This window comes from Sorangium sp. So ce590 (assembly GCF_051521365.1).
GTDB lineage: Bacteria > Myxococcota_A > Polyangia > Polyangiales > Polyangiaceae > Sorangium.
On the sequence record NZ_CP150346.1, the window covers coordinates 9755001 to 9781508 of the forward strand.

The following is a 26508-nucleotide window of genomic DNA, read 5'->3' on the forward strand; positions in this document are numbered from 1 at the left end:
CGCCTGATTTGCTCGTCATTTTTGACGTGCGAGGTCGAGCTTACGCTCGCCTTTGGGACCCACGTCACTTCGTAGGCATACAACCCAGTTTTCAAGGACCGAGCCCGTTCGGCGTCCGGTATTCGCTACCGGCTTCCTTCGGGAGAACGGGGCGGTATATGCTACCACTTCCGTCCTTAGTCAACCCGTCATCGAAGTTTCTTTGAAGCGTCGCTTCGCTGAAACTGCCCGCCTGGCAAAAATCGCCGGTGGCGGGGTGACGGACAGCTCCGGTCGCTCGGCTCGCATGACGAGCCGCTCTCCCGAAGCTTTCCCGCCGGGCCGCCGCCGAAGCAGCGTGTCCCGAACAGGGCGCGCTTTCTACGTCTCCCCGCCGAGATGCGCAAGCACTTTTTTTGAGGCAGCGACCGACCTCTCCGGAGGGTCCCCTCGAGAGCCCGTTTCTGCTGCGATTTCAGCGAGCTCGGCCGGGCGGCCGGAGCTCGGCGCCGAGCAGCCGCGCTCGCCCGCGCCGTCAGTCCAGGAACTGCACGCCGGTCGCCTCGAGCTCGACCTTCGCGATCCGCCCCGTCTGCTTCTCCGCCTCGCCCCGGCAGTTGTCCTTCGCGCCGCACGCGGCGCCCTCCTCGGCCTCGGCGGCGACCAGGTTGCCCTGGACGACCGCCCGGTGGCCGGCGGCGTCCTTCGGGACGAAGAAGCTGTGCCCCGCCATCTTGATGTGGGCGCTGCCGGACTCGTCGGCGATTTCCATCCAGCAGCCCATCGACTTGCACACGGCCGAGACGACCCCCTCGGTCCGGACGGTCTTGCCGCTGAATTTGCTCGGGTCCTGGAGGAGCGCCGGCAGCGGCGTGGTGGAGGTCTCCGTGATGGGCGCGCCGAACTGCTTCTTCTCGAGCGGCGCGATCCCGGACGCCGACGCCTGCATCGGCGAGGGGCCCTCGGCGGCAGGAGCAGGCGCAGCCCCGGGTGCCGACTCGCTGTCGGGCTTGCGATCGGCGGAACAGCCGAGCTGCGCGAAGATCAGGACAGACAGGGAGGCGATGTGCTTTGCACGCATGCGCACGAGTTTGCCCGACAGGGCGGGCCCCTGCCACCCGCCCGAGGGGAACGACGCCGGGGCCGAGCGCGCCCGCAGCCCGGCGGCAGCGGGCGGGTCGCGCGAGCACAGCTCGGGGCTCGGCCGCCGCCAAAGCCTGCTACAAGGGCGGGCATGCGAACCGCTCGCGCCCTCGTGGGACGAGGCATGGCAGCGGGCGCGGTCGCGCTCGCCTGCGCCGCGACCGCGCGCGCCGAGGAGCCGACAGCCGCCGCGCCCGCCCAGGGCGCCGCTGGCGCCGAGGAGCCCGCGAAACCGCCGCGGCCGCCGCTGCCGCCCGCGTCCCCGCCACCGCGCTTGCCGTGGGACCGGCACATCGAGATCGGCGCGGACGCGGCCTTCGTCAGCTGGCTCGGGACGCGCGACGACGCGGGCCGTCTGACGCGCGTCCGCCTGGAGCCCGCGATCGGCCTCGGCATCCACGCGCGCTGGGAAATCCTCGAGCTCCTGCGCTTCTCCGCCTTCGTCGTGCTTTCCCGGCACGAGCTCGCCCTGCAGCAAGGCGCGCTGGGGCAGCCCGGCGCCATCACGGCAGAGCCGCGCGAGGACGGCGCGCCCGGGGTGCGCGCCCTCGCGCTCGGCGCGCGCCTCGCGCCGACGCTGTCGCTCGGCGAGCGCGCCCGCGCATGGGCGTCGGTCGGCATCGGCTACGACCGGTTCGACTTCGGCCGCATGCGCGTCTCCGACCCGGGGGGCGAGTTCACCATCCGCGAGCGCGGGGCCTCGTATGTCGCCGTCCCGCTGGGGCTCGGGGTGTCGTTCGACCTCATCCGCGACTGGCTCACGATCGAGCTGGAGACCTCGGGGGCCTTCGTGCTCGGCCGGGGCGGCGACGCCACGCGGGAAGGCCGGGCCATCGACGGCCTGGGGCTGCGGCGCACCATCGGCGCGCTGCCGCAGGTTCGAGGCTCGTTCACGCAGACCCTCGGCCTGTCCCTGGTGCTGTGATCACCCGCGCGCGCGGCAGGCGGGTGGTCCTCACCGCCGCGGTCGCTCTGGCGGCCACGGCGTGCGGCGGGTCGGCTCCGAGGGGACGCCCGCCAGCGCCGCCGCGATCGCCCGCTCTCACGGCGTCGTCGGCGCGCTCGCAGCACGGCGCCGGCGGGACATCGCACGCGGGAGGCCAGGGCGATGCCCCGGCCCGAGGCCAGGGCGACGAGCCGGCGGGTTCCAGGAAAGACGCCGCCGCAGCGCAGCCGCGGGAGCGGCCATTCCCGGCCGCCTGCGCGGGCGACGCGGACTGCGGTTACGATCCCGCGAGCGAGCGCTGCGGCGCCGATCCCCGGCTGAACCGGCAGCCGCCCGTCACGGATCAGGGGATCGTCTGCTACTGCGACGCGGGCGCGTGCGCGCGGCTCCGCGTGCTGCCCGTGCCGTGCGAGGGGGACCACGACTGCGCCGTGGCCCACGAGCCGCGCGCCCACCCTGTCCGCGCGACCCGGGAGCGGCCGCACGAGAAGGGGCGCCCCTGCCGCGACCTCACGCTGTCGACGACGTGCGAGCGGACCAATATCTGCACCCTGCACCGCCACGCGTGCCCGGGGCGGTGAGCCGCGTCGCCAGGCGAGCTCAGCTGAGGGCCAGCATGCGATCGATCGGGACGCGCGCGCGCTCGCGCAGCTCGGGCGCCATCTCGAGGCGCGGGGCGAGGTCGCGCAGCGCGAGATAGATCTTCTCGAGCGTGTTGAGCCGCATGAAGGGGCACTCGTTGCAGGCGCAGTTGCCCTCGGGCGGCCCCTCGATGAACTCCTTCTGCGGCGACGCCTTGCGCATCTGGTGCACGATGCCGCTCTCCGTCGCGACGATGTACTTCGTGGCGTCGTCCGCGATCGTGTACTTGAGCAGCGCGGTCGTCGAGCCGATGTAGTCGGCCATCCGCAGGATCGGCTCCTCGCACTCGGGGTGCGCGATGAGCTTCGCGTCCGGGTGGCGCTCGCGCAGCCCGATGATCTTGCGCAGGCTGAACGTCTCGTGCACGACGCAGCTGCCCTGCCACAGGCGCATCGGGCGGCCCGTCCTCTCCACGAGCCAGCGCCCGAGGTTCTTGTCGGGCGCAAAGAGGATCTCCTGCCCCTCGGGGATCGCGCGGACGATCTTCTCGGCGTTCGACGACGTGCAGATGTAGTCGCTCTCCGCCTTCACCTCGGCGGAGCAGTTGATGTAGGAGATCGCGACCGCGCCGGGGTACCGGGCGCGCCACGCGCGGAAGCGGTCGGCGGGGCAGCCGTCGGCGAGCGAGCAGCCAGCCTGCATGTCGGGCACCACGACGATGCGCTCCGGGTTCAGGATCTTCGCCGTCTCGGCCATGAAATGCACGCCGGCGAACAGGATGACGTCCGCGGTGGTCTTCTTGGCCTGCTGGGCCAGCTGCAACGAGTCGCCGAGGAAGTCCGCGAGATCCTGGATCTCTCCATCCTGGTAGTAGTGGGCCAGGAGGACGGCGTTCCTCTCCCGCTTCAGGCGGCTGATCTCGTCGTGCAGATCCAGGCGCGGATCGATGGCGGCAGGCTGGGGCGCGGCGCTCGTCATGGGGTCCTAGGGTAGGCACCGCGCGCCGCGCTGACCAGGCCCCGCGGTCCGGGCCGCGCTCGCAGGCGCCCCGGAGCCCGCCGCGTCCAGCGTTGACAACGGCCGGCACCGGTTCACGATCCTGGCCCGCGGTGAGCCTCTGGGGGGAGGCGCGCTCGTCGTGGGCGGCCCCCTCATGTCCTTCCTGATCCCCCTCGCCCTGCTCGCCGTCGTCGTGCCGCTCATCGTGGCCCTCCTCCGCGCGAATGAGCTCTTTTACGTGCGCGTCGAGGGGCGTAACGTCCGGCTGCTCCGCGGCCGGCTGCCGCAACGCCTGCTCGACGACATCACGGACGTCCTCCGCGCTGCGCCGGTCGGGCGGGGCGCGGTGCGGGTGGTGGTCGAGGACCGGCGGGCCCGGGTCCATGTGCAAGGGGACATCTCCCCGGAGCAGGCTCAGCAGCTGAGGAACACCGTCTCCCTCTGGCCGGTTCCGAAGATCCGCGCGGCCCCGAAGCGCCGCGTCGGCGCCTGACCTCTCCGCGCCGACCCACGCTACCCTAACGAGTCAGTCCCGCATGGCCGACGACAAGCCCAGAGACAAACCGCCGACCTCCAAGCTGGGGCGCCTCGCGCGCCTCGCCGGCCTCGCGCCCCGCACCATCCCGTTCGCCATCGAGGGCGCGCGGCGCGCCCTCGGCGCGACGCGGACCGAGGAGGAGGAGGCCGAGGCGCGGCGGAAGATGACCCGGGAGGTGAAGAAGACCGCCGAGGCGATGCTGAAGACGCTCGGCGAGATGAAGGGCCTGCCGCTCAAATTCGGCCAGATGGCGAGCTACATCGACGGGCTCGCGCCGCCGGGGTACGAGGAGAAGTTCCAGGCCACGCTGAAGAAGCTGCTCGACAAGGCGCCGCCCCTGTCGCCCGAGGCCGCGGAGCAGATGGTGCTCCAGGAGCTCGGCACCCCGCCGCACGAGGTGTTCGCGGCGTGGGAGCGCGAGCCGTTCGCCGCGGCGAGCATCGGACAGGTGCACCGGGCCACGACGAAGACGGGGGACCGGGTCGCCGTCAAGGTGCAGTACCCCGGCATGGACAGGGCCATCGAGAACGACCTGAAGAGCGTCTCGATGCTCGAGGCGATGATGGCGCCCATCGCCAAGAAGCTGCACGCCCGGCAGACCGTCGACGAGCTCCGCAAGGTCTTCCTGTCCGAGCTCGACTACGCCCGCGAGGCCGAGATGGCGGACCTGTTCCGCCGCATGAACGCCGGGGACGAGGACATCTACATCCCCCGGATCCACCACAGCCTCACGACGAGACGGGTCATCACGCTCGAGTTCGTCGACGGCATGAGCTACGCCGAGTTCTGCGAGCGCGGCAGCCAGGAGGCGAAGAACCGCGCGGGCCTCTCCATCTGGCGCTTCACCTTTCGCTCGATGCTCCGGTACGGCTGGCTCTACGCCGATCCGCACCCCGGCAACTACCGATTCCACGAGGACGGCCGGGTCGCGATCCTCGATTTCGGCTGCGTGAAGCAGCTCCCGCCCGACCTCGTGGAGGGCATGAAGCGCTACATGCGCGCCGCCATGGACGCGGACTGGAAGGAGTTCGACCGCGCCTGCGTGGAGGTGCTCGGCTACGACCCGAACGACGAGAGCTGGGATCTCTACCGGAGCTACACGATGGAGCTCATGGTCCCGCTGTGCGCGCAAGGGACATGGAAGTGCTCCCCGGAGAAGGCGCGCGAGACCGTGGCGTACCTGACCCGCGGCATCCGGGGGCTCGCCTTCAAGGAGGGAGAGAAGATGCCCACCATCCCCCACGTGCCGAAGATGCCGCAGGACTTCACGTTCGTGAATCGGCTGCAGTGGGGGCTCGCGTCCGTGCTGGCGGGGCTCCGGACCGAGGCGGCGTTCCGGCCGACCATCGATCCCTGGGTGCGCGACGGGGTGTACCCGATCCCCGATTGAGCCGGGGACGCTGGCAGGCTCGTCGGCACGGGGAAGCAAGACGATGTCGCCCTCGCCGCGGCTCTCACCTTGACCTTGATCCCGCGCGCTGTGACATTCGATCGGGGCATGGACGACGAGAGGGCGACCTGCGAGAGGCGCGTGGGGACGACCCTGCGGGGCAAATGGACGATCGATCGCCTCCTCGGGATCGGCGGGATGGCCGCCGTCTATGCCGCGACCCACAAGATCGGGCGGCGCGAGGCGATCAAGATCCTCCACCCCGAGGTCGCGCGCTCGAAGGACCTGCGCGCCCGGTTCGAGCGGGAGGCCCAGGCGGTCAATCGCTTCCGCCACCCCGGCGTGGTCGAGATCCGCGACATCGACATGGCCGAGGACGGCGCGCCGTTCCTCGTGATGGAGCTCCTCGACGGCGAGTCGCTCGCCGACCGGCTCCAGCGGCTCGGCCACGTCGAGACGGGCGAGATGCTGCGCCTGATGGACGAGCTGCTCGACGTGCTCGGAGAGGCGCACGATCAGGGGATCATCCACCGCGACATCAAGCTCGACAACCTGTTCGTCGAGCGGACCGGGCGCCTCAAGGTGCTCGACTTCGGCATCGCCCGCATGCGCGACGGCGTGAAGACGGCGATGCGGACCCGGACGGGCGCGACGCTCGGGACCGTGTCGTACATGGCCCCGGAGCAGGTGCGCGGCATCTCGGTCGACCACCGGGCGGACCTCTTCGCCGCCGGCGCGACGATGTTCCGGCTGATCGCGAAGCGGCGCATCCACGAGGCGCGCACGGAGTCCGAGCTGCTCGTGAAGATGGCGACCATGGCGGCGCCGCCGCTCGCGAGCGTCGCGCCGGAGACGCCGCCGGGGCTGTGCGCCCTCGTGGACAGGGCGCTCGCCTTCGATCGCGACCGGCGCTACCCGGACGCCCGCACGATGCAGGCGGACATGCGCGCGCTCCTGCGCGGAGAGCCGCCGCCGTTCGCGTCGGCGCGCCTCGCGGCGGGGGACTCGCCGTCGGCGGGCGCGCCGCAGGTCTCGCCGATGCTCGCGGCGGCTGCCGCCTCGATGGAGGCGGCCGAGCCGCCGCCGCGGGCGGCGGCCCCCTCGGGCGCGAGGTGGAGCGAGAGGGGCTCGGCGCCCGCGCTCGGACCGGAGTCCGGCTCCGGCGGAGCGACCGCGTGGGAGGCCCCCACGATGGCGGCGCCCGGGGCCCGGGGCGGGAGCGTCATGGATGCCGCCCAGGCGCACGGAAGCCACCCGAGCATGGCGCAGGCCGGCCCCGGAGCGCCGAACGGACCGCCGTCGTCCCTGCACAGCACGGAAGCAGGCCACGCCGGAATGCACGGCCCGCCCGCCTCACATCACGGCGCCAGCATGCCCCACAGCGCGCCCGCCTCGCTCCACAACACCGGCGCGTCCTACGGCGCGCCCGCCTCGCTCCACAACACCGGCGCGTCCTACGGCGCGCCCGCCTCGCTCCACAACACCGGCGCGTCCTACGGCGCGCCCGCCTCGCTCCACAACACCGGCGCGCCCTACGGCGCGCCCGCCTCGCTCCACAACACCGGCGCGTCCTACGGCGCGCCCGCCTCGCTCCACAACACCGGCGCGTCCTACGGCGCGCCCGCCTCGCTCCACAACACCGGCGCGTCCTACGGCGCGCCCGCCGCGCCGCACGCCGCCAGCGTGCCGCACGGCGCGCCCGCCTCGCTCCACAACACCGGCGCGCCCCTGCACAACAGCGGCTCGTCCTACGCCGCACCCTCGTCGCCGCACGCCGCCAGCGCCCCCTACGGCGAGCCGTCGGCTGCCGGCTGGGCGCCGCGCCGCGCGCAGCCGAAGCAGCCGTTGACGCTCATGATCCTGCTCGCGATCGGCGGCGTGGCCCTCGTGATCGCGAGCGTGGTCGCGGTGTGGGTGGCGCTCCGCGACGAACCCCAGAGCGACGCGGTTCGCCACGATCTGCTGCCAGCGCAGAGCGCAAGCGCCGGGCCGACCCAGCTGTCCCCCTCCGAGAGCACCGACGAGCCGCCGCGCGACCCGGGTGAGCCGGAGACGATACGCCCGAACCCACCGAAAGCCTCGGCGAGCGCGCCGCCGCCCGTCAACACCATCATCATCGATTTGCCCAAAAAAAAGCGCAAGACGAGAAAATCACATCAGGATTGAAGTCAGAACCGCCGAACATGGAGCTCCGCCCCCTGATGGTCACGAGGACAACCCTGCGCGCTCGATCGATGCTCGTCGGGTCTGCGCTCGTGCTCGCGGGCGCGTGCTCGGAGCCGGCGCCATTCAACCCGGGGCCCGGTGGCGGTGGCGGCGGCGGTGGCGGCGGTGGCACCGGAGGCGGCGGTGGCACCGGAGGCGCGCCGTTCTGCAGCGTCGGCGAGGAGCAGCCTTGCTATCCCGGCCCGGCGGACACCGAGGGCGTCGGCGTGTGCGCGGCGGGGGTGCAGAGGTGCCAGCCGGACGGCCAGAGCTTCGGCGAGTGCGAGGGCGCCGTGGTCCCGAGGCCGGAGGACTGCAGCACCACCCTGGACGACGACTGCGACGGCGAGACGAACGAGCCCGACGCGGAGTGCGTGTGCACCCCGGGCCAGATCGAGACCTGTTACAGCGGCCCCGAGGGGACGAACGGCGTCGGGCTCTGCGCGGCGGGGCTGCGAATGTGCGACATCTCGGGGACGTCGTGGCGGCCGTGCGAGGGCCAGGTCACCCCGGCGAGCGAGACGTGCGCGGACGACACCGACGAGGACTGCGACGGCTTCGCCTGCAGCGCGCCGCTCTGGTCCGCCCTCTACGGCGATTCGAACATCCAGAGCGCGACGAGCGTCGGCGTCGACGCGCACGGGAACATCTATATCGGCGGCACCTTCTCGGGGACCCTCAACCTGGGCGGTGAGACCCTGGTGGCCATCGGCACCGCCGACGTGTACGTCGCGAGCTTCGACGCGACCGGAGCCCACCGCTGGAGCGCGAGGTTCGGCGGCAGCGGCGCCGAGACGCTCAACGCGCTCGCGGTGACGCCCGACGGCAACCTCGTGTTCGGCGGGACGTTCTACGGATCCTTCACGTTCGGCAGCGCGACGTTGCGCAGCGTCAACGCGCTCGACAGCTTCGTGGCCACGCTGGGCGGAGACGGCACCCCCGGCTGGGCACGCCAGATCGGAAACAGCGCGGATCAGACGCTGCGCTCCATCGCGGTGGACAGCGCCGGGAACATCGTGATCGCCGGCTACTTCAGCGGGTCGCTGCTCTGCTCGACGGGGCCCGTCCCGGTCTGCGTCGACAGCCAAGGCGGCACCGATATCTTCGTGCGGAAGTACGATCCGCTCGGGGCCGTCCTGTGGACCAAGATCTACGGAGACACCTCGAACCAGTTCGCCACCAGCGTGGCCGTCGATGCCGAGGGCAGCGTGTTCATCACCGGCCGGTACAACGGCACGCTGGCCGTCGGGGCCCGGCAAGTGAGAAACACCGGGCTCGGGCCGAACCTGTTCGTCCTCAAGCTCGACAGCGGTGGGCTCGGCGTCTGGCTCTCGGACTACGGGGACACGGCCTCGCAGGCAGGCACCGGGATCGCCACCACCCCGTCCGGCGCGGTGCTCGTGACGGGGACGTACTCGGGCGAGCTCGACTTCGGCGCTGCAAACCGGATTCGTGCCAACGGCGCGCCGACAGCGTTCGTCGTGTCGCTCGACCCGAGCGGCACGCCTGTGTGGGCGCGGTCGTTCGTCGGTGATGGCTCGCAGGAGAGCACGGCGGTCGTCGCGGACGCAGAGGGCAACGCGGTGGTGACCGGCGCGGCGCAGGGCGTGATCGCCCTCGGCGACGAGGCGCTGCCGAACGGCGGCGGCTTCGACGCCTTCATCGCGAAGCTCGACCCGCAGGGCAAGACCGTCTGGGGGAAGATGCTCGGCGCCGCCGGCAACCAGAAGGCGAACGCGGCGGCCATCTCGCCCGGGACCGGCACCATCGTGCTCTGCGGTACGGCCGAGGGGAGGATCGACTTCGGCCTCGGCGAGCACGAGGCGAACGGCACCGACGCGTTCGCCGCGAGCCTGTCGCCGTAGCCGCCGCGGGTGCGCGCCGCGGCACCGGCGCGTTCGCCGCGAGCCCGTCGCCGTAGCCGCCGCGGGTGCGCGCCGCGGCCCAGGTCACGCGGCGCCGCGAGCGCCCGCAGGGACGAGGTCGACGCGCCCGAGCTCCTCGTTCGTCGACGCGATGGCCGCGCGGATCGGCTCGCCGATGCCGTAGCGACGGGTCGCGCCGATCAGCGCCTGGGCGGCGACGTCGAGCCGATAAGGGCCGTCCGGCAGCGCCTCCAGCGCGATCGTGCCCGTCGCGCCGGACTCGAGCATCTGGACGACGAGACCGAACGGCTTGATGGACACGATGTTGCCCTCGATCTCCTCGCCGATCCGGGTGGCGAACAGACGCGCCACGAGCATGCGGTGCCGCTCGGTCTCGGCCTTGCCGGCGCTGCGCGCCCGCGCGTTCAGGTGGTGGGCGAGCGACGCGAGCGCCTCGGAGTCCGCGCGCGGATCGCGGTGACCCTGGAGGTAGCGCTTGACCACGCGATGCACCGCGAGGTCGGCATAGCGGCGGATCGGCGAGGTGAAGTGCAGGTACAGCGGGGCGCCCAGGCCGAAATGCAGGCCCGGGGCGGCCGTGTAGCGCGCGGGGCCGAGCGCCTTGCCGAGCACGGTGCGGATGGCGGGCGCGAGCTCCGAGCCCCGGAACTGCGCCTCGAACGCCGCGAGGCCGAAGGGGCTCAGGCGCGGGCCGAACCCGGCCTCCACGCCGAAGTTGTGCGCGAAGTGCTCGAGCGTCCGGACGCGCTCCTCGGTGGGCTCGTCGTGGACGCGAAAGACGCAGGGGAGCCCGCGCGCCACGAGCCAGCTGGCCACGGCCTCGTTCGCCGCCACCATCAGCCGCTCGATGAGGCGGTGCGCGCCCGTGTCGGCGCGCGGCGAGACGCCGGTCGGCTCGCGCGTCTCGGCGTCGAGCGTCACATAGGCCTCCTCGCGGTCGAGCTCGACCCCGCCGCGCGCCCCGCGCACCGTCGACAGCCGCGCGGCCGCGGTGCGGAGCCAGCGCACGACCGGGCGGGCCGCCTCGGGGATGACGGCGGAGCGGCCCGTCGTCAGGAACTCCTCGACGGCATCGTACGAGAGGCGAGCGTGCGAGCGGATCACGCTCTCGTGAAGGTCGATCGAGGTGACGCCGCCCTCGGGATCGACGCGCAGCTCGATCGTGACCGCGAGCCGATCGATCCCCGGGAGCAGGCTCGCTCCCTCGCTGGAGATCGCGTCGGGGAGCATCGGGATGACGCGGCCAGCCAGGTAGACGCTCGTGCCCCGGGCGCGGGCCTCGAGATCGAGCGGCGAGCCCTCCGGGACGAACGCGTCCACGTCGGCGATCGAGACGAAGACGCGGAGCGCCCCGTCGGGCCCTGCCGGCAGCACGGAGACGGCGTCGTCGATGTCCGTGGTGACGGGTGCGTCGATCGTGACCGTGACGAGATCGCGCAGATCGCGGCGGCCGCGCGCGAGCTCACGCTCGACCGACGTCGCCGCGACCGCCGCGCGCGACGCCTCGACGACCTCGCCCGGGAACACGGCGCGCACGCCGTTGCGGGCGAGGCAGCGCTCGATGCCGAGATCGGCGCCCGGCGCGACGACCCGCGCCGGGACGACCGCCGCGCCCTCGATGAGGGCGACCACCGACGTGCCCTCGGCGAGGTCGTCGGCGGTGCCCGGCTTGAACGGCCAGTCCGTGTTGGAGACGAGGCGATCAACCCGGAGGTGCGGCCGCTTCGCGTGCGAGACGACCGTCCCGAAGAGCTCGGCGCGATCGCGATGGACGAGCGCGAGCTGCGACGCGCCGTAGCGACCGGGCTCCGCCTCCACGACCACCGCGTCCACGACGTCGCCGTCGAGGAACGGGTTCAGATCGGGCGGCGTGATGAAGGCGGTCGCCGGGGCCAGGGCAGCCCCGCCCGGCTTGCCCGGCGCACCGCCCTTCTCCGGAGAGGCCTCGATGTTCAGGAACCCGAAGCCGCGTGGGTTGACCGAGATGCGTCCACGAACCAGTGCGTGCATGGGCGCGGAAGGTACGCCAGGTTCCGGCGTTTTCGAGCGCAGTCTGTCCGGCGAGCCGTCGCGGCCGCCTCACCGGTGCTCGATGCTCACGAATTACCGCGCAGCGGTAATCAGAGGAGGCGCGATCCCAGGGCACCGCGATGCGCACACATCGGAGCACCGACTCGGGCTCACGGAGCTCCGCGCCGCGCCGCGGAGACGCGATGTGCCCTGGCTCGGTCACCGCGAGATCCACGCTGCGGAGATGTGGGTGATTCGCGGCAGCAAAGTGGGGCCACCAACATTCCGTTCCTCGGGTTCGGCTTATACTCGGCAGATCGTGGAAGAATCAGGGGACATCATCGAGCTTGCGCGTGTGATGCCTCGGGACCGCTTCGTCCGCAGGGTGACGAGCCTGCTCCTCGTGGTGTCCGAGGCGGGTCCGGACAGCCAGCCATTTGCCTTCCGGACCGTCGCCGCCTCGCCGGCGGCGCACCGGAAGCCGCCGCTTCCGCCCGGTCCGAGCAGCGAGGTGTTCGAGGTCGTCAAGGCGAAGGGCAATCCCTATCCCGATCAGATCTCGGTGGGCCGCACGCGCAATTGCGACGTGGTGCTGCGCCACCCGTCGGTGTCGAAGCTGCACGCGCACTTCCGGCGGCTGGATGCGCAGGGGCAGCTCGTGCTCATCGACAACGGCTCACAGAACGGTACCCGCGTGAACGGCGCGCTGCTCTCCGAGAACGAGCCGCAGGAGGTCGCGGTGGGCGATGTGATCCAGTTCGGCCGGCTCACGGCCTCGCTGCTCGACGCGTCGCGCCTCTTCGACCTCGTGCGCGAGCAGGCGCGCCTCGCGCGGGACCAGGCGAGCCGCTGAGCGCCGCGCGCGGCGGCGCTCAGAAGCGGTATCCCGCGGCGATGTTCGGAAAGAACATCGTGAACGTGCCGTGGGCCAGCTCCTCGAACACGACCTTCTTGCCCGGCGCGCAGTCGACCGTCGGGTCCGTCTCGTTACATTCGGCGTCGACCACGTAAGTGTTGCCCGTCTCGAGGGGCGGGCCGTCGACGAGGAAGAAGCCGACACCGAGGCCCGCGCTGGCGGTGAGCCGCCCGAGCTTCAGCCGGAGCCGGAGCTCCGGCATCGCGAACGGGGCGGCGGAGCGGACGGCTCTGCCCGCGTTGTACACGGCCACGCGGACGGTCCTCCGCGCGTCGGACGCCGTGCCGGTCACCTCGTCGCTCATCTCGGCCAGCACCACGCCGAGCCCGAGCGCTCCGCCGACGTCGAACCAGGAAGACAGCCCGTAATGGTAACTGCCGCCGACCATCACGGTCACGCCGGCCAGCTCGATGTCGTCCTGGAAGGTGTACCGGATGGGGAGCCGGTCCATGCTCCCGTCCGGCGCGGCGTACGTCGCGTCGAGCGAGCGCGCGAGCGTCGTGTGGAGGCTCAGGTATCCGGCCGTGAGCTCGATGGCGGCGCCGGTCGGGAACTCGTAGCTGCCGCGCAGGCCGGCGAGGACGCCGGAAGGGCGCGAGACGTTGGAGCAGCGGTAGCTGCCGCAGCTCAGCTCGGCGTCGCTCTCGAGCGACGGGGCGAAGGCATAGCCGCCGACCGTCTCCAGCCGGAAGACACCGACCCTCCGCCCCCAGCGCGGGTGGCCCTCGTCGATGGCGAGCGGCAGGACGATATCGCCCCTGGTCGTCCGGTCGACGGTCGTGCGGAGCGTGCGCGCGAAATAGCCCGGCTCGTGCGCCTCGAAGGTGTGGCGCCCGAGCGGCAGCGCCCCCCGCCACTGCCCCTTGCCGACCGGGACGCCGTTGATGGCCAGATCCGCGCTCAGCGGCTGGACGACGACGTGGACCTCGTCGCCGAGCGGACCCGCCTCGACCGTGGCGACGGCGAGCTGCCCCGCGACGACGTTCGCCTCGCGCGGCGCGGAGCCGAGGTTGCCCCGGCGCACCGAATAGAAATGCGGGCCGGGCGCGAGCGCTCCCTCCCACGGCAGCTGCCCGATCAGCGCGCCGTCGATGATGAGATCCGCGCCGACGAGCCGCTCGTCCTCGACCTTCAGCCGGCCCGTGTCGGCGAGCGGATCGAGCCTCGCGTCCACCGAGGTGGTCTCGGCGACCCGGACGGTCAGGATCGTCTCGAACGTGCGCCAGCCATCCTTGACGACGCGGAGGGTGTGGCCGCCGGGGAGCAGCCGGATCGGGCCGGAGACGGGGAGCTGGCCGCGCGACCTCCCGTCGATGAGCACCAGGCCATCGACATTCGACGAGACGAGGACGCTGCCGATCCGCCCCCGCAGCCCGGCGATCGTGGACGCGACGCCCTTGCGCTCCGGCTCGCCGAGCTCCGCGCGGAGCTCCGTGAGCAACGCCTCGTAGAGCTCGAGCGCCTCGTCGTAACGCCCGAGCTGATCGAGGCAGAACGCGGCGTTGAGGGTGTTGGGCACCGACGCGACAAGCTGGCGCGATCTCACATAGAGCTCGAGCGCACGCTGGCAGTCGCCGATCTTGCGCAGCTCGTTGCCCTCCTGAAAGAGCGCCTTGGCCCGGGCGAGCGTCTCGTCGTCAGACACGGAGGGCTCAGGCGGCGCGGAAGGCGCGGAAGGCGCGGGCGGCGCGGAGGGCGTTGCCGGCTCGGGCTGCGCGAGGGCCGGAGACGCAGGCGCCGCGAGCGCCGCGGCGAGCGCGCACACCGCGAAGGAGCGCCGCGTGGCGCGAGGGGCGGGCGTCCGGATCACCACCGGTCGACCGGCATCACCGCGGTCGGGGCCGGCGGGGCCACGGGCGCCCCCGTGGAGGACGAGGCGACACCGACCGGCGGGGAGGCGTTGCGTGGCGCGCGGCGCGTCCGGTCGCGGCGCGGGGCCGCCTCAGGGACCGAGGCCGAGGCAGAGGCCGGCGCGAGCGGCTGGAGCTCGATGCGATCGGGGCGGAGCCGGCCGTCGCTCAGCATGAACACCGTCTCCCTCGTGGTCGCGCCGTCGCGGCTCACCTCGAGCTCGAACGTGTCGCCGGCCTTGCCGGTCAGGTCGAGCCGGCCATCGCTCACCGGGCGCGCCGCGCCGTTGACCCGCACCGTCGCCTCCTTCGGGAGCGTCACGGCCGCGGTGAACGACGCAGGTGTCGGCGCGGGCGCAGGCGCGGGCGCGGGCGCGGGCGCGGCGGGCTCGCCCTGCGCGGCGACCGGCGCGCGCCCCTCGCCCCCCGTCGAGGCGCGCAGGGCGAAGCCGCCGCCGATCGCGGCGAGGGCGACCGCCGTGACCGCCGCCCCGACGAAGCGCCTCCGCGCGGCGCCCGCGGGCGCCTGCGCCGCCGTGAAGGAGCTGCCGCCGATCGAGCGCTCCTCCCCCTCGACGGAGCGGGCGAGCCTCGACTCGCGGCGCAGCGCGGCCACCGGGGTCGCGCCGGCGCGCCGCTCCGCGTCGATGCCACGCAGCTGGTCCAGCGTGACGATGTCGGTGCCCTCCGCGTGCAGCTCGAGCGCGACGATCAGCTCCTCCATGCTCTGCCAGCGCTCCCCGGGATCGCGCAGGAGGCCGCGGTGCACGACGGCGGCGAGGGCCGGATCGAGCCACGGCGCGGCCGCGGCCAGCGGCGGCACGCGCTCGGTGCAGATCGAGAGCAGGAGCTCGGCGAGCGAGGCGTTCGGATCCCAGGGGCAGCTCCCGCAGAGCGCCTGGTAGAGCGAGACGCAGAGGCTCCAGATGTCGGAGCGGCGATCGACGTCCCTCGCCATCTTCGCTTGCTCGGGCGACATGTAGATCGGCGACCCGAGCACGCCGCCGGCGCGCGTGAGCTCGTGCGAGACGCCGTCGCCGGTGCGCTTCGCGATGCCGAAATCGCAGACCTTGACCACGAGACGGCGATCGCTCGAGGACGGCGGGCGGATCGAGCCGGACGAGCGGCGGGTGGAGGACGGCGGGCGGATCGAGCCGGACCGACGCTGGCCGGACGGCGGCGACGCCGCCGAGAGCGGGGCGCGCTGGGTGGACGGCGGCGACGCCGCCGAGAGCGGGGCGCGCTGGGTGGACGGCGGCGGCGCGATCGAGCTCGGCGCCCGGTAGGTCGCGCCGTCGAACGGCGCGTGCAGGAAGAGGTTCGCCGGCTTGATGTCCCGGTGCACGACCCCCGCGGCGTGCGCCGCCGCGAGCCCGCGCGCCGCCTGGATGAACACGCGCACGACCGGCGCCGGCTCGAGCGGCCCGCGCATCCTGAGGAGCTTGGCGAGGTCGACCCCGTGCAAGAGCTCCATGATGATGAACGGGGTGGCGAGCGTGAGATCCGTCCCGAGCTCGAACGTCTTGACCACGTGCGGGCTCTGGTTCGCGGTCACCGCCCGCGCCTCGCGGATGAAGCGGCGCACGGCGTGGTCGTCCTGCCCGACGGCGCTCTTGAAGATGACCTTGGCCGCGACCCGCCGCCCCTCGGGCGACTCCGCCTCGTAGACGGCGCCCATCCCGCCGCGCCCGATCAGGCGGCGCACCGCGTACCGGCCGCCGAGCTGGCGGCCGACGAGCGGATCGGTCTCGGCGCCGGCGCGCTCGGCGATCGCGTCGCGCAGCTCGGGATCGAGCGGCCTCAGCATGTCGATCGTGATCCCCTCCTCGCCGCCGGAGGCAGCGCGCAGCGCCTCGGCGAACGCCTCGATCGACGGGTAGCGCCGGTCCACGTCGCTGTGCAGCGCGAGCGAGAGCGCGGTCGCGAGGCGCGCCTCGATCCACGGGGCGCGGTCCTGGATCGACGGGAGCTGCGCGAGCGTCGGCGGCGGCGCGTCCGCCCCCGAGTCCGCCGGGCCGAAGTCGGCGGTGTCCGGCGTGACGTCGAGCTCGGCCCACGGCGAGACGCCGCAGAGCATCTCGTAGAGCGTCGCCGCCAGGCCGAAGACGTCGCCCCGGACGTCCGCGGCGCGATCCCGCGGCCCCGATTCGTCGCGCGGGCGACCGGAGCTCCTCGCCTTGCCCGGGTCGGAGGTGGCCGTGTCGTAGCCCTTCGAGAGCCCGAAGCCGAAGACGCGGACAAGGATCTCGCCGCTCGGGAGGTGCTCCAGGAAGAGGCGCGGCGGGCGAACGTCGCGGTAGACGAGGCCCGCGGCGTGGACCGCCGAGAGCCCCGCGGCGGCCTGGAGCGCGATCCGCACCGCGACCTCGGGCGCGAGCGGCCCCGTCTCGGCGAGGAGGGCGGCGACGTCGGTGCCGTCGAGCAGCGGCATCACGAGGTAGGCGAGATCTCGCTCGAGGTCGTGCCCGGCGTCGGCGATCGGGACGACGTGGGCGTTGTCGAGCTTCGCCGTGACGCTCGCCTCGCGGCTGAGCCGCGACAGCGTGTCCTCGGTGACGACCTCGGGCCGCAGGACCTTCAGCGCGACGCGGCGGCCAGAGGAGCTCCGGGCCTCGAACACGACACCGAACCCCTGCGCGGAGAGGACGCGGACGATCCGATATCCGCCGGTGAGCGCGCCCCCCACGAGCGCCGTCGGATCCGCCAGAGTTGCTGTCCGGCCCATAGCGTCAAGCATACGACGGCCCATCGCTCCCCACAAAGCATGAGTCTCAGGCGACCTCGGAGGCGCGCTGCGCCAGGCCGCCGCACCGACGCGGAGCGCCGGCCACGCACCTACAACGACGCCAGGCCGCGCCGCGCCGCAGCGTCGCCGCCGAATGTAGGCACGACAACCGCAGATAGCGCGGTGACCAGACCCTCGGACACGCAGTAAGCCTGTTGAATCACGGAAGATTGTTCTTGCCGTCCACCGACTCGCAACATTAGATTCCCATCATCGGATTCACCGCCGCTCGGTCAGGCCCTGGGCAGGACTGGTTGATCTCACCGACGCACAGCGATGTGCGCCTCCCCCGCCAGGGGAGCTGGAGGCACCATGACCCTGCGATGGATCCGGCGGGCGCTCGCCGCCCTGGCGGCATGTCTCGTCGTCACGCTCCTCCTCGCGCGCCCGGCGCGCGCCAAGGGCTCTCCCGTCGATGAGCAGCTCGCGGAGACGCTCGCCCGACACGGCTTCACCGGAGAGATCGAGTCGACGCTGGAGTCGCGGCTCGGGCGGAAGCTCGACAAGAAGCTGGCGAGGCTCGGGCGTGAGCTGTTCTACGACAGCATCCTCGGCCTGAACGAGGACAACTCGTGCTCAGGGTGCCACTCGCCGACAGCGGGCTTCGCCGACACGCAGTCGATCTCGATCGGCATCGAGAGCAACGGCGTCGTCGGGCCGGGCCGCGCGGGGCCCCGCAACCAGCGCCGCGCGCCGTCGGTCATCAACACGGCCTTCTATCCCACCCTGATGTGGAACTCGCGGTTCTTCGCCGTGTCCGGCGACCCCTTCGACAACAGCGAGGGGTTCTCGTTCACCTCGCCGGAGGGGATGTCGCTCTCGTCCTTGTCGCACCTGCTCACGGCGCAGGCGTTCATCCCGCCGACCGAGATCACCGAGATGACCGGGTACCAGGCGCCGACGTCGCACGATGTCGTGCGCGAGGAGGTCGCGGCGCGCGTGAACGAGGTGAAGGCCTACCGCCGCCGGTTCGGCAAGCAGTTCAACGCGGTGAAGCGAGGAGAGCCCATCACCTACGAGATGATCGCGGCCGCCATCGCCGAGTTCGAGCTGTCGCTCACGTTCGCCGACGCACCCATCGACAGGTTCGCCCGCGGCCGCCGGAAGGCGATGACGCTGGAGCAGAAGCGCGGCGCGCTGCTCTTCTTCGGCGAGGCAGGGTGCGTCCGCTGCCACGCCGTGTCAGGGCCGTCGAACGAGATGTTCAGCGACTTCCAGCAGCACGCCATCGGCGTGCCGCAGATCGCGCCGACCGACGACCCGGCGCTCTCGAACGTGATCTTCGACGGCCCGAACGCCGATGAGGACTTCGGCCTGGAGCAGGTCACGGGCGACCCGGCCGATCGGTACAAGTTCAGGACGTCGCCGCTGCGCAACGTCGCCCTTCAGCCCACGTTCTTCCACAACGGCTCGTTCACGTCGCTCGAGGGCGCCATCCGCCACCACCTCGACGTCTACGAGTCGGCCACCGAGTACACGAATGCTCACCTCGCTCCGGACCTGCGGGGCGACATGGGCCCGCTCGCCCCGGTCCTCGCCGCCGTCGACCCGCTGCTGCAGGAGCCGATCGAGCTCACCGAGGAGGAGATCGGCTGGCTCTGCGCCTTCGTCGGGGAGGCGCTGCTCGACCCGCGCGCGACCCCGAAGCGCCTCGAGGCGCTCATCCCGGACGAGGTCCCGAGCGGGCATGCGGTCCACCACTTCCAGTAGCCGCGGCTGGGTAGCCGGTGCTCACCGGGCCCTCCAGCTCGCGGGAGGCTCCCCTCAGCGGCGAGCCAGGCAGCTGTTCAACGACTCCAGCTGGATGCTGCACTCTTCGTTGTAATTCTCCGGAATGCAGTTGTCGTCGGCGTGGTTGCGGCACTCGAGGTAGGACTCCCACGCGTCCTCGCAGGCGGCCTCCTCGGCCGCCTCCGTCTCGGCGCCGCAGGCGTCCAGACAGGCGTCCTCGGTCATGGGCGCGCCCGGGCACTCCACCGCCCGCTCGCAGAGCTCAGGGCACCCCTCCTCGCCGTGGCCGTCGCTGCAGCTCAGGGCGGCGAGGGCGAGCCCGACGAGCGCGATGCTGGTCATCACCTTCATCGGGCCATCGTACCATGAGCGCGACGCGGCGCGCGGCCCGCGCGGGCTCGGGGGGAGTGTCCCCGCCGCCGCGGCAGCGCCGGGGGCCGCGGCGCCCTCCCCGGAGAGGGCGCGGCTCAGGGCAGGAGCCGGGAGATGAAGCTCCACTTCGCCGAGCGGCCGGACTTCATGGCGAGGATCGTGGTCACGCCGATCACCCCCGCCGTGAGGGCGATGTTGAGCGGCCCCATGACATTGAGGAGCTGCTGCAGCCCCGCGGCCTTCGCGGGCGTGCGCGGCGACGGCGTGTCGCCGTCCCGGACCGGCACGGCGTGGCCGGGCGCCTGCTCGCTCATCTGACGTCCGCTCACCATGTTGACGAGGCTCGTCGCGAGCGTCGCGCCGAGCAGGACGTCCTTCAAGCGCACAAGATTGCGGGTCTCCTCGTCGATCGACCGCCCCGAGATCATCGTCCGCCCGATAAACCAGGTGGCCGCGGCGGTGCCGAGCGAGATCGCGTTGACGAGGTTGTATCGCTGCCAGGCGTCGGCGAGCACCTTGCCGCGCTCCGCCTCGGAATGGATATCCTTGACCGCCTGGTGCAACGCCAGCCGGCCGAAGAGAGGGCCGCCGAACCCCGCGGCGAGACCGAGCTCATGTAATACCCATGCAGACGTCGAGAGTGTAGCCATGTCGTTCCACCTCGTCGCGACGCACCAAGCAAGATCGTGCCCAGGGCCGGACCGCGCTCCGTGCTCCAAGCCGTCGCAGACGCGCCGGCTCAGCAGCGCCCCCGCGGTCACTCTGTGATCGTCGGCCACCCAGCGAGGCAATTTGTCTCACACGTCGGCGATCCGGCCACGCGGGCGCAGCAGATTGCGCCGCGCCGCCCCGTTCCGCACCGCGTCGGCCCGCGTCGTGCTTTCGCACCCGGGCCAGGATGGACGCGGCCAGGTCGCGCAAACGCGGGAGAGGAGCACCATGGACGAGCGAAACGGCAGGCTGAGGACCTTCGAACCAACGCAGCTATCGGGGTCGCCCTCGGCGGACGCGAGCCCGCCGCCCCACGGCGAGGGGCGGGGGCCGGAGCGGTTCGTGTCGGCGTCGGCGACCCGGGACGTGTACGGCACGCAGCCGGCGGCGCTCGGCGACAGGACGGCGCTCGAGTTGCACTCGGCCTTCTTCGACAGGAACCATGATGGGGTCATCACGCTCCGCGAGACCTACGAGGGGCTGCGCGCGCTCGGGATCGGGCGGGTGATCTCCGCGTGGTTCGCGCTCGCCATCAACGGGGCGCTCGGGCCCGCGACGTCCCGATCGTTCGTTCCCACGCTCTCGATCACCCTCGAGAACATCCACCGAGCGAAGCACGCGAGCGACACAGACGTCTACGACAAGGACGGCAGGTTCGACCCGCAGAAGTTCGACGAGCTGTTCGCGCGCTGGGACAAGGACCGCGACGGCGCCCTGAACGCCCGCGAGCTCGTGGCGCGCGCGCTGGGAGATCGCGACCTGGGCGATGTGCTCGGGTTCCTGGCGTCAGCAGGCGAGTGGTCGGTGCTCTACGCGCTCGCCGGCAAAGGGGGGAAGCTGACGCGCGAGCAGCTGCGCCGGATGTACGACGGGACGCTCTTCTACGAGCTCGAGCGAGAGGGGCGGGCCGCCCGAAGCAGCAAGAGCGCCGCGGCGTGATCCACGGAATCGGCGGAGCCTTCACCCCGACCAGGACACTTGACGTCCTGGATCGACACAACAGAACGTGAGCGCACGTGACAGCGCTCGCAGCCGCCGCCGAGAAGCGCATCTCGGGCAAAATCCCGTGTTATCTCGCGACCTTCGCGTTCTCCACGGCTGCCGCCTTGCCTTGCGCCCTCGACATCGTCCTCAAGCCGTCGGTCGCGATCGATTTCAATCGTGAACCACTATCCGAGCCACATCTGCGCGCTCGCGCGTGCGGGCCGGCTCGACGTGTTCTTCTGGATCTACGTGCTGATCAACGGCCTCTACCTGGCGAAGAGGTGGCTCGGACTGCTCCTCAGGTTCGGGCGGCCGTGGCTGGCAGGGCCGAGGAGCCGCGTGGACGGCGGTGAGCTCGACGGCTCTCGCCCGCGCCCCCGCGGCCCTCGCGCCGCTCCTATCGTCGTGCTGGGCGTCCGGCGCCTGGCGCGCCAAGCTCGACAGCGTCGCCGGACGCCGCGGCCCGACTACCAGGTCCCCGTCGTCGGCGCCTGTCCGGTGTTCCAGAGATCGATGCTCAGCGCGCCGGCGTCGATGCTGTACGCCCTCCAGCCCCACGGATCGAAGCCCGCCGGCGGATCGAAGCCGTAGGGCTCGATCACGTTGCGCCAGCCGTCGTTGCCGGCGGCGTCGATGGTGAGCGTCTCGGTGCGGTCGGTCGCCGTGTTGTTCATGCGGATGACGGCGAAGTGCAGGTGCGACTCCGACGAGCACCCCACCCACCCGACCTCGCCGATCTTCTGCCCCGTGGTCACCGTAGCTCCGTCCGCGACCGAGAGCACATTGAGATGGAAGTAGGCGGACGTGAACTTCTCGGTGTACGTCGACGGGGAGCGCGTCACCTCATGATCGATGTAGACCTCGCCCTGGGTCGGCGAATTGGAGTTGGTACAATTGGTAGTGAGCCACCGCGACTTGCGCACGACGCCGTCAGCCACGGCGATGATGTCTCTGCCTGCCGGCATGGTCCAGTCGTGGCCGTTCGTCGTAGGCAAGCTGGAGCGGCCAGCCGCCGGTGCTGACCCAGATCGTGACGCCGCCGTCGCAGCGGGCGACGACGTTGTTGACTCCGGAAACGGAGTAGACGCCGGCGCGGCGGATCGTGCCGCCGGGACCATATTGCCCGGTGGCCGTGGCGCACGGATCGCTGTTGGCGCCCGAATCCCACAGGAACACCCAGCCCCCGTTGGGCCAGGTCACGCTGCAGTAATGGCCCATTCCGGATACGGTGATGGGCTGCGCGGCCTCGGCGACGGGCTCATCGGCCTGCTCGTCGAAGAGGGCCGGCATCGCTTCCTCGTCGGTCCCATCGGCGGCTACGCAGCCTGCGAGCGGCCCGAGGGCCGCCGCGCCGATCGCCAGCGCGATGGAATTGAATCGTTGGTGCATAATCAACAACCTCCCTACGTCGCTCCACACCGTGTCATGGCATGAAAACGTTCCTTGATTCCCGTCTCGCGCGGCAATCAAGAGACATAGAGGCTCAGGCGCACGCGCTTTCGCTGGTGCGGAGACACGCTGCTGCACGAGGTCACTGAGGCGGACGGGCTGCGGTTCGAGCGCCGACACCACGTCGACGCCGAGAGGATAACCCGCGCAAAGCCATTTCGACCTGTTAAGAATTTTCCGCCAACGACCGGCATTTGACAAGAACGTACAAAAAGTACGGATCCACTGATCCGCCTACAAGAAACCAATAGATCCAACGAGTTCACTCGGCTGCGCAGTATTGCCTACACCACGCTGGCTCGTGGCGCGCGCGCTGGGAGATCGCGACCTGTTCGATCTGCTCGGGTTCCTGGCGTCAGCAGGCGACTGGTCGGTGCTCTACGCGCTCGCTGGCAAAGGGGGGAAGCTGACGCGCGAGCAGGTGCGCCGCATGTACGACGGGCCGCTCTTCTACGAGCTCGAGCGAGAGAGGCAGGCCGCACGGAGCAGCGCAAGCGTGCCGGCGTGATCCGCGGCATCGGCGGAGCCGGTCCCCGGCCAGGATACTTGACTTCCTGGACCGACACGGCAAAAAGGTAAGCACCGTGACAGCATTCGCAGCCGCCGTCAAGAAGCGCATCTCGGGCGAATTCTCGTGTTATATCGCGATATTCGCGTTCTCCACGGCTGCCGCCTGGCTCTGTGTCCTCGATATCGTTCTCAAGCAGTCGGTCGCGATGGATTTCAAGTCGTTCTACGCGGCCGCCGTCGCGGCCCGCCGGGACCTCGACGTGTACGACGTCAAGGTCCTCGGGTCGATCGCGAAGGAGATGCGGCTGCCGCACGTCCCGGTGTACCCCTACCTGTATCCGCCGTTCTTCGCGCACACCTTCTCGTGGCTCACCCGCCTGCGCCCGAACATCGCACAGCAGGTCTGGTCGAGCATCGCCGTGGTCAGCTACGGCCTCGCCGCGACGTTCGCCGTGGTCGCCGTCCGCCGCGCGACGCAGGACCCCCTCGGCGCGGCCCGCCGCATCGCGGTCCCCACCGTCCTCATCGCGCTCATCGCCTTCCTCACGTGGGGGCTCAACCTGCGCAACAGCCTCGGGATGGGGCAGGTGAACCCGCTCGTCCTCGCGTTCATCTGCGCCGCGCTCGCGCTCTCGGTCGCGCGCAAGGACACCGCCGCGGGGCTCGCCCTCGCGGTCGCCGCGGGGATCAAGGTCACGCCGATCCTGCTCGCGCTCCCCTGGATCATCCAGCGGCGCTTCCGCGCGCTCGCCGGCCTGGCCGCCGGGCTCGCCGCCCTCGTCCTGATCAGCTTGCCGTTCGGCGCCGCGCCGGCGTGGCTCGAGTTCCTGCGGCGGCTGCCGCGCATGTCCCACGGGGCCAAGATCCCGGGCCTCTTCGACGCGGGGTCGGCGCCGAATTTCTCGGTCGCCGGCTTCTACGCGCGGCTCTTCGGCGAGGACGCGGCCGCCATCAGGACCGCGTCGGTGATCACCATCCTGCTCCTCCTCGGCGGCGCGCTCGCGCTGGGCGGCCGCTCCCCCTCCCCGTCGCGCTCGCTGCGGCTGCTCCTGCCGCTGCTCGTCACGATGATCGTGGCGAGCCCGTTCACCTACGTACACCACGTGCTCTACCTCTTCCCGGCCGCGCTCTACGCGCTGGACCGCGCGGCGGAGCAGGAGCGCCGGATCGAGATGGGCGCGCTCGTGGTCCTGTTCTCGCTCGCCACCATCGATTTTCCGTACATCTATGACCGCTTCAAGGGGTCTTTGCCGCGGATCGCTCTCTCGGTGAACCTGTATGTGCTGCTCGTGATGTACGCGCTCGGCATGTTCCTGCTCTGGCGGGAGCGGCGCGAGACAACGACAGGGCGCGAGCCGCCCGCGCCGAACAGCCCAGGCGAAGGGGCGCTCCTCGACGCGAGCTTCACGTCGTCAGGTACGTCGTGCCAGCGCTCAGGATGACATTCCCGCAAGCGCCGCCAAGCTCTCGATCTGCTGACGGAAAGTGCGAGGCAACGAGCGCGGCGGCGGCCGGGCGGAGCACGTCGGCGATGGCCTGCTGTCGCATCCGGTGGAGCTCGTCGGCGGGCAGGAAGCCGTGGGACAGCGGGAGATCGCGGCCGGCGCTGCCGGGCGCCTCGGAGGCCACCTGGTCGAGCGCGCGCGCGAAGGCCACGGCGACGCGCGCACGAAGGCCCGCGCCGCCCGTGGCGAGGGCCCAGCGGACGAACGCCCAGGCGAGCTCCGCGTGGCGCGCCTCGTCGCGCGCGATCGCCTGGAGCGCCATGCGCACCGCCGGCGGCTGCGCCGCCTGGGCCGCGACCTCCGCCTCGATGGCCGAGAGGGTCTCTCCGACGCAGCCCTCCACGACGGTGGCAAGCGTGAGGGCCTCGAGCGAGCCGATGTCGTCGAGCACGCCGTGCAGGGGCAGCGGGCCCACGCCCACCGGCGCTCCTGCGTAGGCCGAGGCGATCGCCAGCGCGAGGCGCGCGTGCCGCACCTCGTCGACCGCGGCGCGGTGCGCCGCCTCGAGCAGCTGGGGAGGCGCGCCGTGCGCCATCAGCCCGAACGCGAAGCGGCCGAAGGAGGCGACCGAGGCGTGCTCGTTCTGGCCGCGCTCGGCCCAGCGCCTACCGAGCTCGCGGCGCTCGTCCGGCGTGAGCTCGCTCAGATCGGTGTCGGCGAGCTCGCGCTCGAAGCGCCGCAAGGCGGTGTGCGACCAGGCGCTCGGAGCGCGCGCGAGCGGCGCGACGCGAGGCTCGCCGCGGACCAGGAGAGGGCGCCCCTCACAGCTGATGGCTCCGACGAGATAGCAGCAGCTCGCGGGAGCCGACGCCGTGCGGTTCGCGTAGGGGCCCTGGATCGCCTCGGCCCCGCCCTCGCCGCCGCCGTCGCACATGCAGGTTCCCGAGCCGGGCGGGAGGTCGTCGAGGTGCGGCGCAGCCTCGGAGGCCGCGGGGCAGGCGCCGTCGACCGGCGCCGCGCAGTGCACCTCGTAACAGCACCGGCCGTAATAGCCGCCGTCGTGCTCCGGCCCGACGCAGGTCGGATCCGGGTAGGGATCGAGCGGCGCCGAGGCGTCGGGAGGGCCGGGCTCGCCGCCGCCCCCGGACTGCGACGATGCGCCTCCCGACGAGGTCGAGCCCCCGCCGGACTGCGACGATGCGCCTTCAGGCGGGGTCGAGCCCCCGCCGGTCTCGACTTGCGGGCCGCAGCCGGAGGCCAGAGCGAGGCTCGCGCCCCACTGGGACGCGACGAGAATGCGGAGGAGGAAGGTTCGCATGAGCGGTGATAAGCAAGGCATGTACCGTAGAAACACACGTGTTTCCGGCCGACAGGGGCCCCTCGCCGTGCCAGCGTGTGCCATCCATCATGCGGATCGTGCTCGACAGCTCCGTCGCCATCGCCTCGATGAAGCCCGCCGAGGCCGGGCACGCGGACGCGCTCGCCTTTCTCGAGCGCGCCCGCGCGGCCGTGGCCGCGGGCGCGGCGCGCGTGCTCGCGCCGCCCGAGCTGTGGCTGGAGGTGTACGTGGCCGAGCAACGGCTCGCGGCCTCGCGCCGTGGCGCGCCCGCGGCCGCGAGCGCGCTGAGAGGCCTCGAGGTCGAGCTGGTCGCGCCCGCGGACGAGGGCGCCGTCACCGAGTTCCTCGCCCTGCTGACGAAGCGCATGCGCGGCCGCAGGCCCTTCGCCAACGCCACCGACCTCGTGTATCTGTGGGCCGCCCACCGCACCGACGCGACCGTCGTGACCCTCGATGAGGGCCTGCTCAAGTACCACGGTGTCGTCTGCGACGTGACGCGGCCGCAGCACGCCCGGCTCGCGTAACGCGCTGACGCGTCGCGCCGAACGGCGACGCGCTCCGCGACACCCGCTGCCCCGCTGGCGCCGAAACGAGAACAGCGCTGGATGGTCGATGGTCGATGGTCACAGCACAATGTTTCGCTCTGCGCATACGCGCTTGTCGTGCCCAGCGAGGGCGGCTATCCCTGAGCTTCGCAGCGGAGCGCGCGGAGCTCGCGAGCCCGACCTGCGCGGCGAG

The 26508-nt window shown here is 71.9% G+C and carries 22 protein-coding genes; 12 read left to right on the forward strand and 10 right to left on the reverse strand.

Translation table 11 applies throughout. From position 1 onward, the window contains the following. Positions 1-514: 514 nt before the first annotated feature. Positions 515-1060, reverse strand: coding sequence for a DUF4920 domain-containing protein (locus WMF28_RS36965; RefSeq protein WP_437598240.1), 546 nt, complete (start codon positions 1058-1060; stop codon positions 515-517). Between the two features lie 153 nt (positions 1061-1213). On the opposite strand from WMF28_RS36965, the gene WMF28_RS36970 reads away from it, so the two are divergent. Together WMF28_RS36970 and WMF28_RS36975 are read left to right on the forward strand one after the other, a co-directional pair. Then, entirely contained in the window at positions 1214-2047 is an 834-nt protein-coding gene (locus tag WMF28_RS36970) for a hypothetical protein (RefSeq protein ID WP_437598242.1), read from the forward strand. Further along, entirely contained in the window at positions 2044-2649 is a 606-nt protein-coding gene (locus WMF28_RS36975) for a hypothetical protein (protein WP_437598243.1), read from the forward strand. Before WMF28_RS36970 ends, WMF28_RS36975 begins: the two co-directional genes overlap by 4 nt. 19 nt (positions 2650-2668) lie before the next feature. Here the strand turns inward: WMF28_RS36975 and nadA are convergent, their stop codons facing one another. After that, the gene (nadA, locus tag WMF28_RS36980; protein WP_437598244.1) at positions 2669-3628 is read right to left on the reverse strand and encodes a quinolinate synthase NadA; all 960 of its coding nucleotides are present in this window, start codon (positions 3626-3628) and stop codon (positions 2669-2671) included. A gap of 160 nt (positions 3629-3788) precedes the next feature. Between nadA and WMF28_RS36985 the strand changes: the two genes are divergently transcribed. The 4 genes from WMF28_RS36985 to WMF28_RS37000 all read left to right on the forward strand — a co-directional run bounded on the left by WMF28_RS36985 (position 3789) and on the right by WMF28_RS37000 (position 9647). Continuing rightward, positions 3789-4142, forward strand: a complete 354-nt coding sequence (locus WMF28_RS36985; RefSeq protein WP_437598246.1) for a DUF3634 family protein — start codon at positions 3789-3791, stop codon at positions 4140-4142. Positions 4143-4185: 43 nt separating this feature from the next. Next, positions 4186-5577 (forward strand): ABC1 kinase family protein, encoded by a 1392-nt coding sequence (locus tag WMF28_RS36990; RefSeq protein ID WP_437598247.1) that lies wholly within the window; start codon positions 4186-4188, stop codon positions 5575-5577. A gap of 108 nt (positions 5578-5685) precedes the next feature. Next, positions 5686-7743 carry a protein kinase domain-containing protein gene (locus WMF28_RS36995; RefSeq protein WP_437598249.1) on the forward strand — a complete coding sequence of 686 codons (2058 nt, stop codon included), beginning with the start codon at positions 5686-5688 and terminating at the stop codon, positions 7741-7743. A gap of 17 nt (positions 7744-7760) precedes the next feature. Then, positions 7761-9647, forward strand: a complete 1887-nt coding sequence (locus tag WMF28_RS37000; protein ID WP_437598250.1) for a hypothetical protein — start codon at positions 7761-7763, stop codon at positions 9645-9647. 84 nt (positions 9648-9731) lie between these two features. Here WMF28_RS37000 and WMF28_RS37005 read toward each other — a convergent pair whose 3' ends face one another. Next, positions 9732-11678 carry a ribonuclease R family protein gene (locus WMF28_RS37005; protein ID WP_437598251.1) on the reverse strand — a complete coding sequence of 649 codons (1947 nt, stop codon included), beginning with the start codon at positions 11676-11678 and terminating at the stop codon, positions 9732-9734. 358 nt (positions 11679-12036) lie between these two features. Here WMF28_RS37005 and WMF28_RS37010 point away from each other — a divergent pair, with 358 nt between their 5' ends. Beyond that, positions 12037-12531: an FHA domain-containing protein gene (locus WMF28_RS37010; RefSeq protein ID WP_437604349.1), complete on the forward strand. Its 495-nt coding sequence runs from the start codon at positions 12037-12039 to the stop codon at positions 12529-12531. Positions 12532-12550: 19 nt separating this feature from the next. Here WMF28_RS37010 and WMF28_RS37015 read toward each other — a convergent pair whose 3' ends face one another. Next, a complete protein-coding gene (locus WMF28_RS37015; protein WP_437598252.1) occupies positions 12551-14239 on the reverse strand; it encodes a PEGA domain-containing protein in 1689 nt (562 codons plus the stop codon). A gap of 161 nt (positions 14240-14400) precedes the next feature. Beyond that, the gene (locus WMF28_RS37020) at positions 14401-17169 is read right to left on the reverse strand and encodes a serine/threonine-protein kinase (RefSeq protein ID WP_437598253.1); all 2769 of its coding nucleotides are present in this window, start codon (positions 17167-17169) and stop codon (positions 14401-14403) included. A 372-nt stretch (positions 17170-17541) separates the two neighbouring features. Here WMF28_RS37020 and WMF28_RS37025 point away from each other — a divergent pair, with 372 nt between their 5' ends. Further along, complete coding sequence (locus WMF28_RS37025) at positions 17542-18939, forward strand: cytochrome-c peroxidase (protein ID WP_437598254.1); 1398 nt, start codon at positions 17542-17544, stop codon at positions 18937-18939. Between the two features lie 54 nt (positions 18940-18993). Here the strand turns inward: WMF28_RS37025 and WMF28_RS37030 are convergent, their stop codons facing one another. Both WMF28_RS37030 and WMF28_RS37035 read right to left on the reverse strand, forming a co-directional pair. Then, positions 18994-19311, reverse strand: a complete 318-nt coding sequence (locus WMF28_RS37030) for a hypothetical protein (protein WP_437598255.1) — start codon at positions 19309-19311, stop codon at positions 18994-18996. Between the two features lie 116 nt (positions 19312-19427). Beyond that, entirely contained in the window at positions 19428-19982 is a 555-nt protein-coding gene (locus WMF28_RS37035; protein WP_437598256.1) for a hypothetical protein, read from the reverse strand. 289 nt (positions 19983-20271) lie between these two features. Here WMF28_RS37035 and WMF28_RS37040 point away from each other — a divergent pair, with 289 nt between their 5' ends. Continuing rightward, positions 20272-20982 carry a caleosin family protein gene (locus WMF28_RS37040; protein WP_437598257.1) on the forward strand — a complete coding sequence of 237 codons (711 nt, stop codon included), beginning with the start codon at positions 20272-20274 and terminating at the stop codon, positions 20980-20982. 512 nt (positions 20983-21494) lie between these two features. Here the strand turns inward: WMF28_RS37040 and WMF28_RS37045 are convergent. Next, the gene (locus WMF28_RS37045) at positions 21495-21992 is read right to left on the reverse strand and encodes a M23 family metallopeptidase (protein WP_437598259.1); all 498 of its coding nucleotides are present in this window, start codon (positions 21990-21992) and stop codon (positions 21495-21497) included. After that, a complete protein-coding gene (locus tag WMF28_RS37050) occupies positions 21958-22416 on the reverse strand; it encodes a hypothetical protein (protein WP_437598260.1) in 459 nt (152 codons plus the stop codon). Before WMF28_RS37050 ends, WMF28_RS37045 begins: the two co-directional genes overlap by 35 nt. Positions 22417-22777: 361 nt before the next feature. Here WMF28_RS37050 and WMF28_RS37055 point away from each other — a divergent pair, with 361 nt between their 5' ends. Both WMF28_RS37055 and WMF28_RS37060 read left to right on the forward strand, forming a co-directional pair. Next, a complete protein-coding gene (locus tag WMF28_RS37055) occupies positions 22778-22984 on the forward strand; it encodes a caleosin family protein (RefSeq protein ID WP_437598262.1) in 207 nt (68 codons plus the stop codon). A 76-nt stretch (positions 22985-23060) separates the two neighbouring features. Next, the gene (locus tag WMF28_RS37060) at positions 23061-24428 is read left to right on the forward strand and encodes a glycosyltransferase family 87 protein (RefSeq protein WP_437598263.1); all 1368 of its coding nucleotides are present in this window, start codon (positions 23061-23063) and stop codon (positions 24426-24428) included. On the opposite strand, the gene WMF28_RS37065 is transcribed toward WMF28_RS37060, so the two are convergent. Then, on the reverse strand, positions 24391-25749 hold the full coding sequence (locus WMF28_RS37065) for a hypothetical protein (RefSeq protein WP_437598264.1): 1359 nt from the start codon (positions 25747-25749) through the stop codon (positions 24391-24393). The genes WMF28_RS37060 and WMF28_RS37065 overlap by 38 nt on opposite strands. Before the next feature lie 89 nt (positions 25750-25838). On the opposite strand from WMF28_RS37065, the gene WMF28_RS37070 reads away from it, so the two are divergent. Next, positions 25839-26294, forward strand: coding sequence for a PIN domain-containing protein (locus tag WMF28_RS37070; RefSeq protein ID WP_437598265.1), 456 nt, complete (start codon positions 25839-25841; stop codon positions 26292-26294). Positions 26295-26508 lie beyond the last annotated feature (214 nt).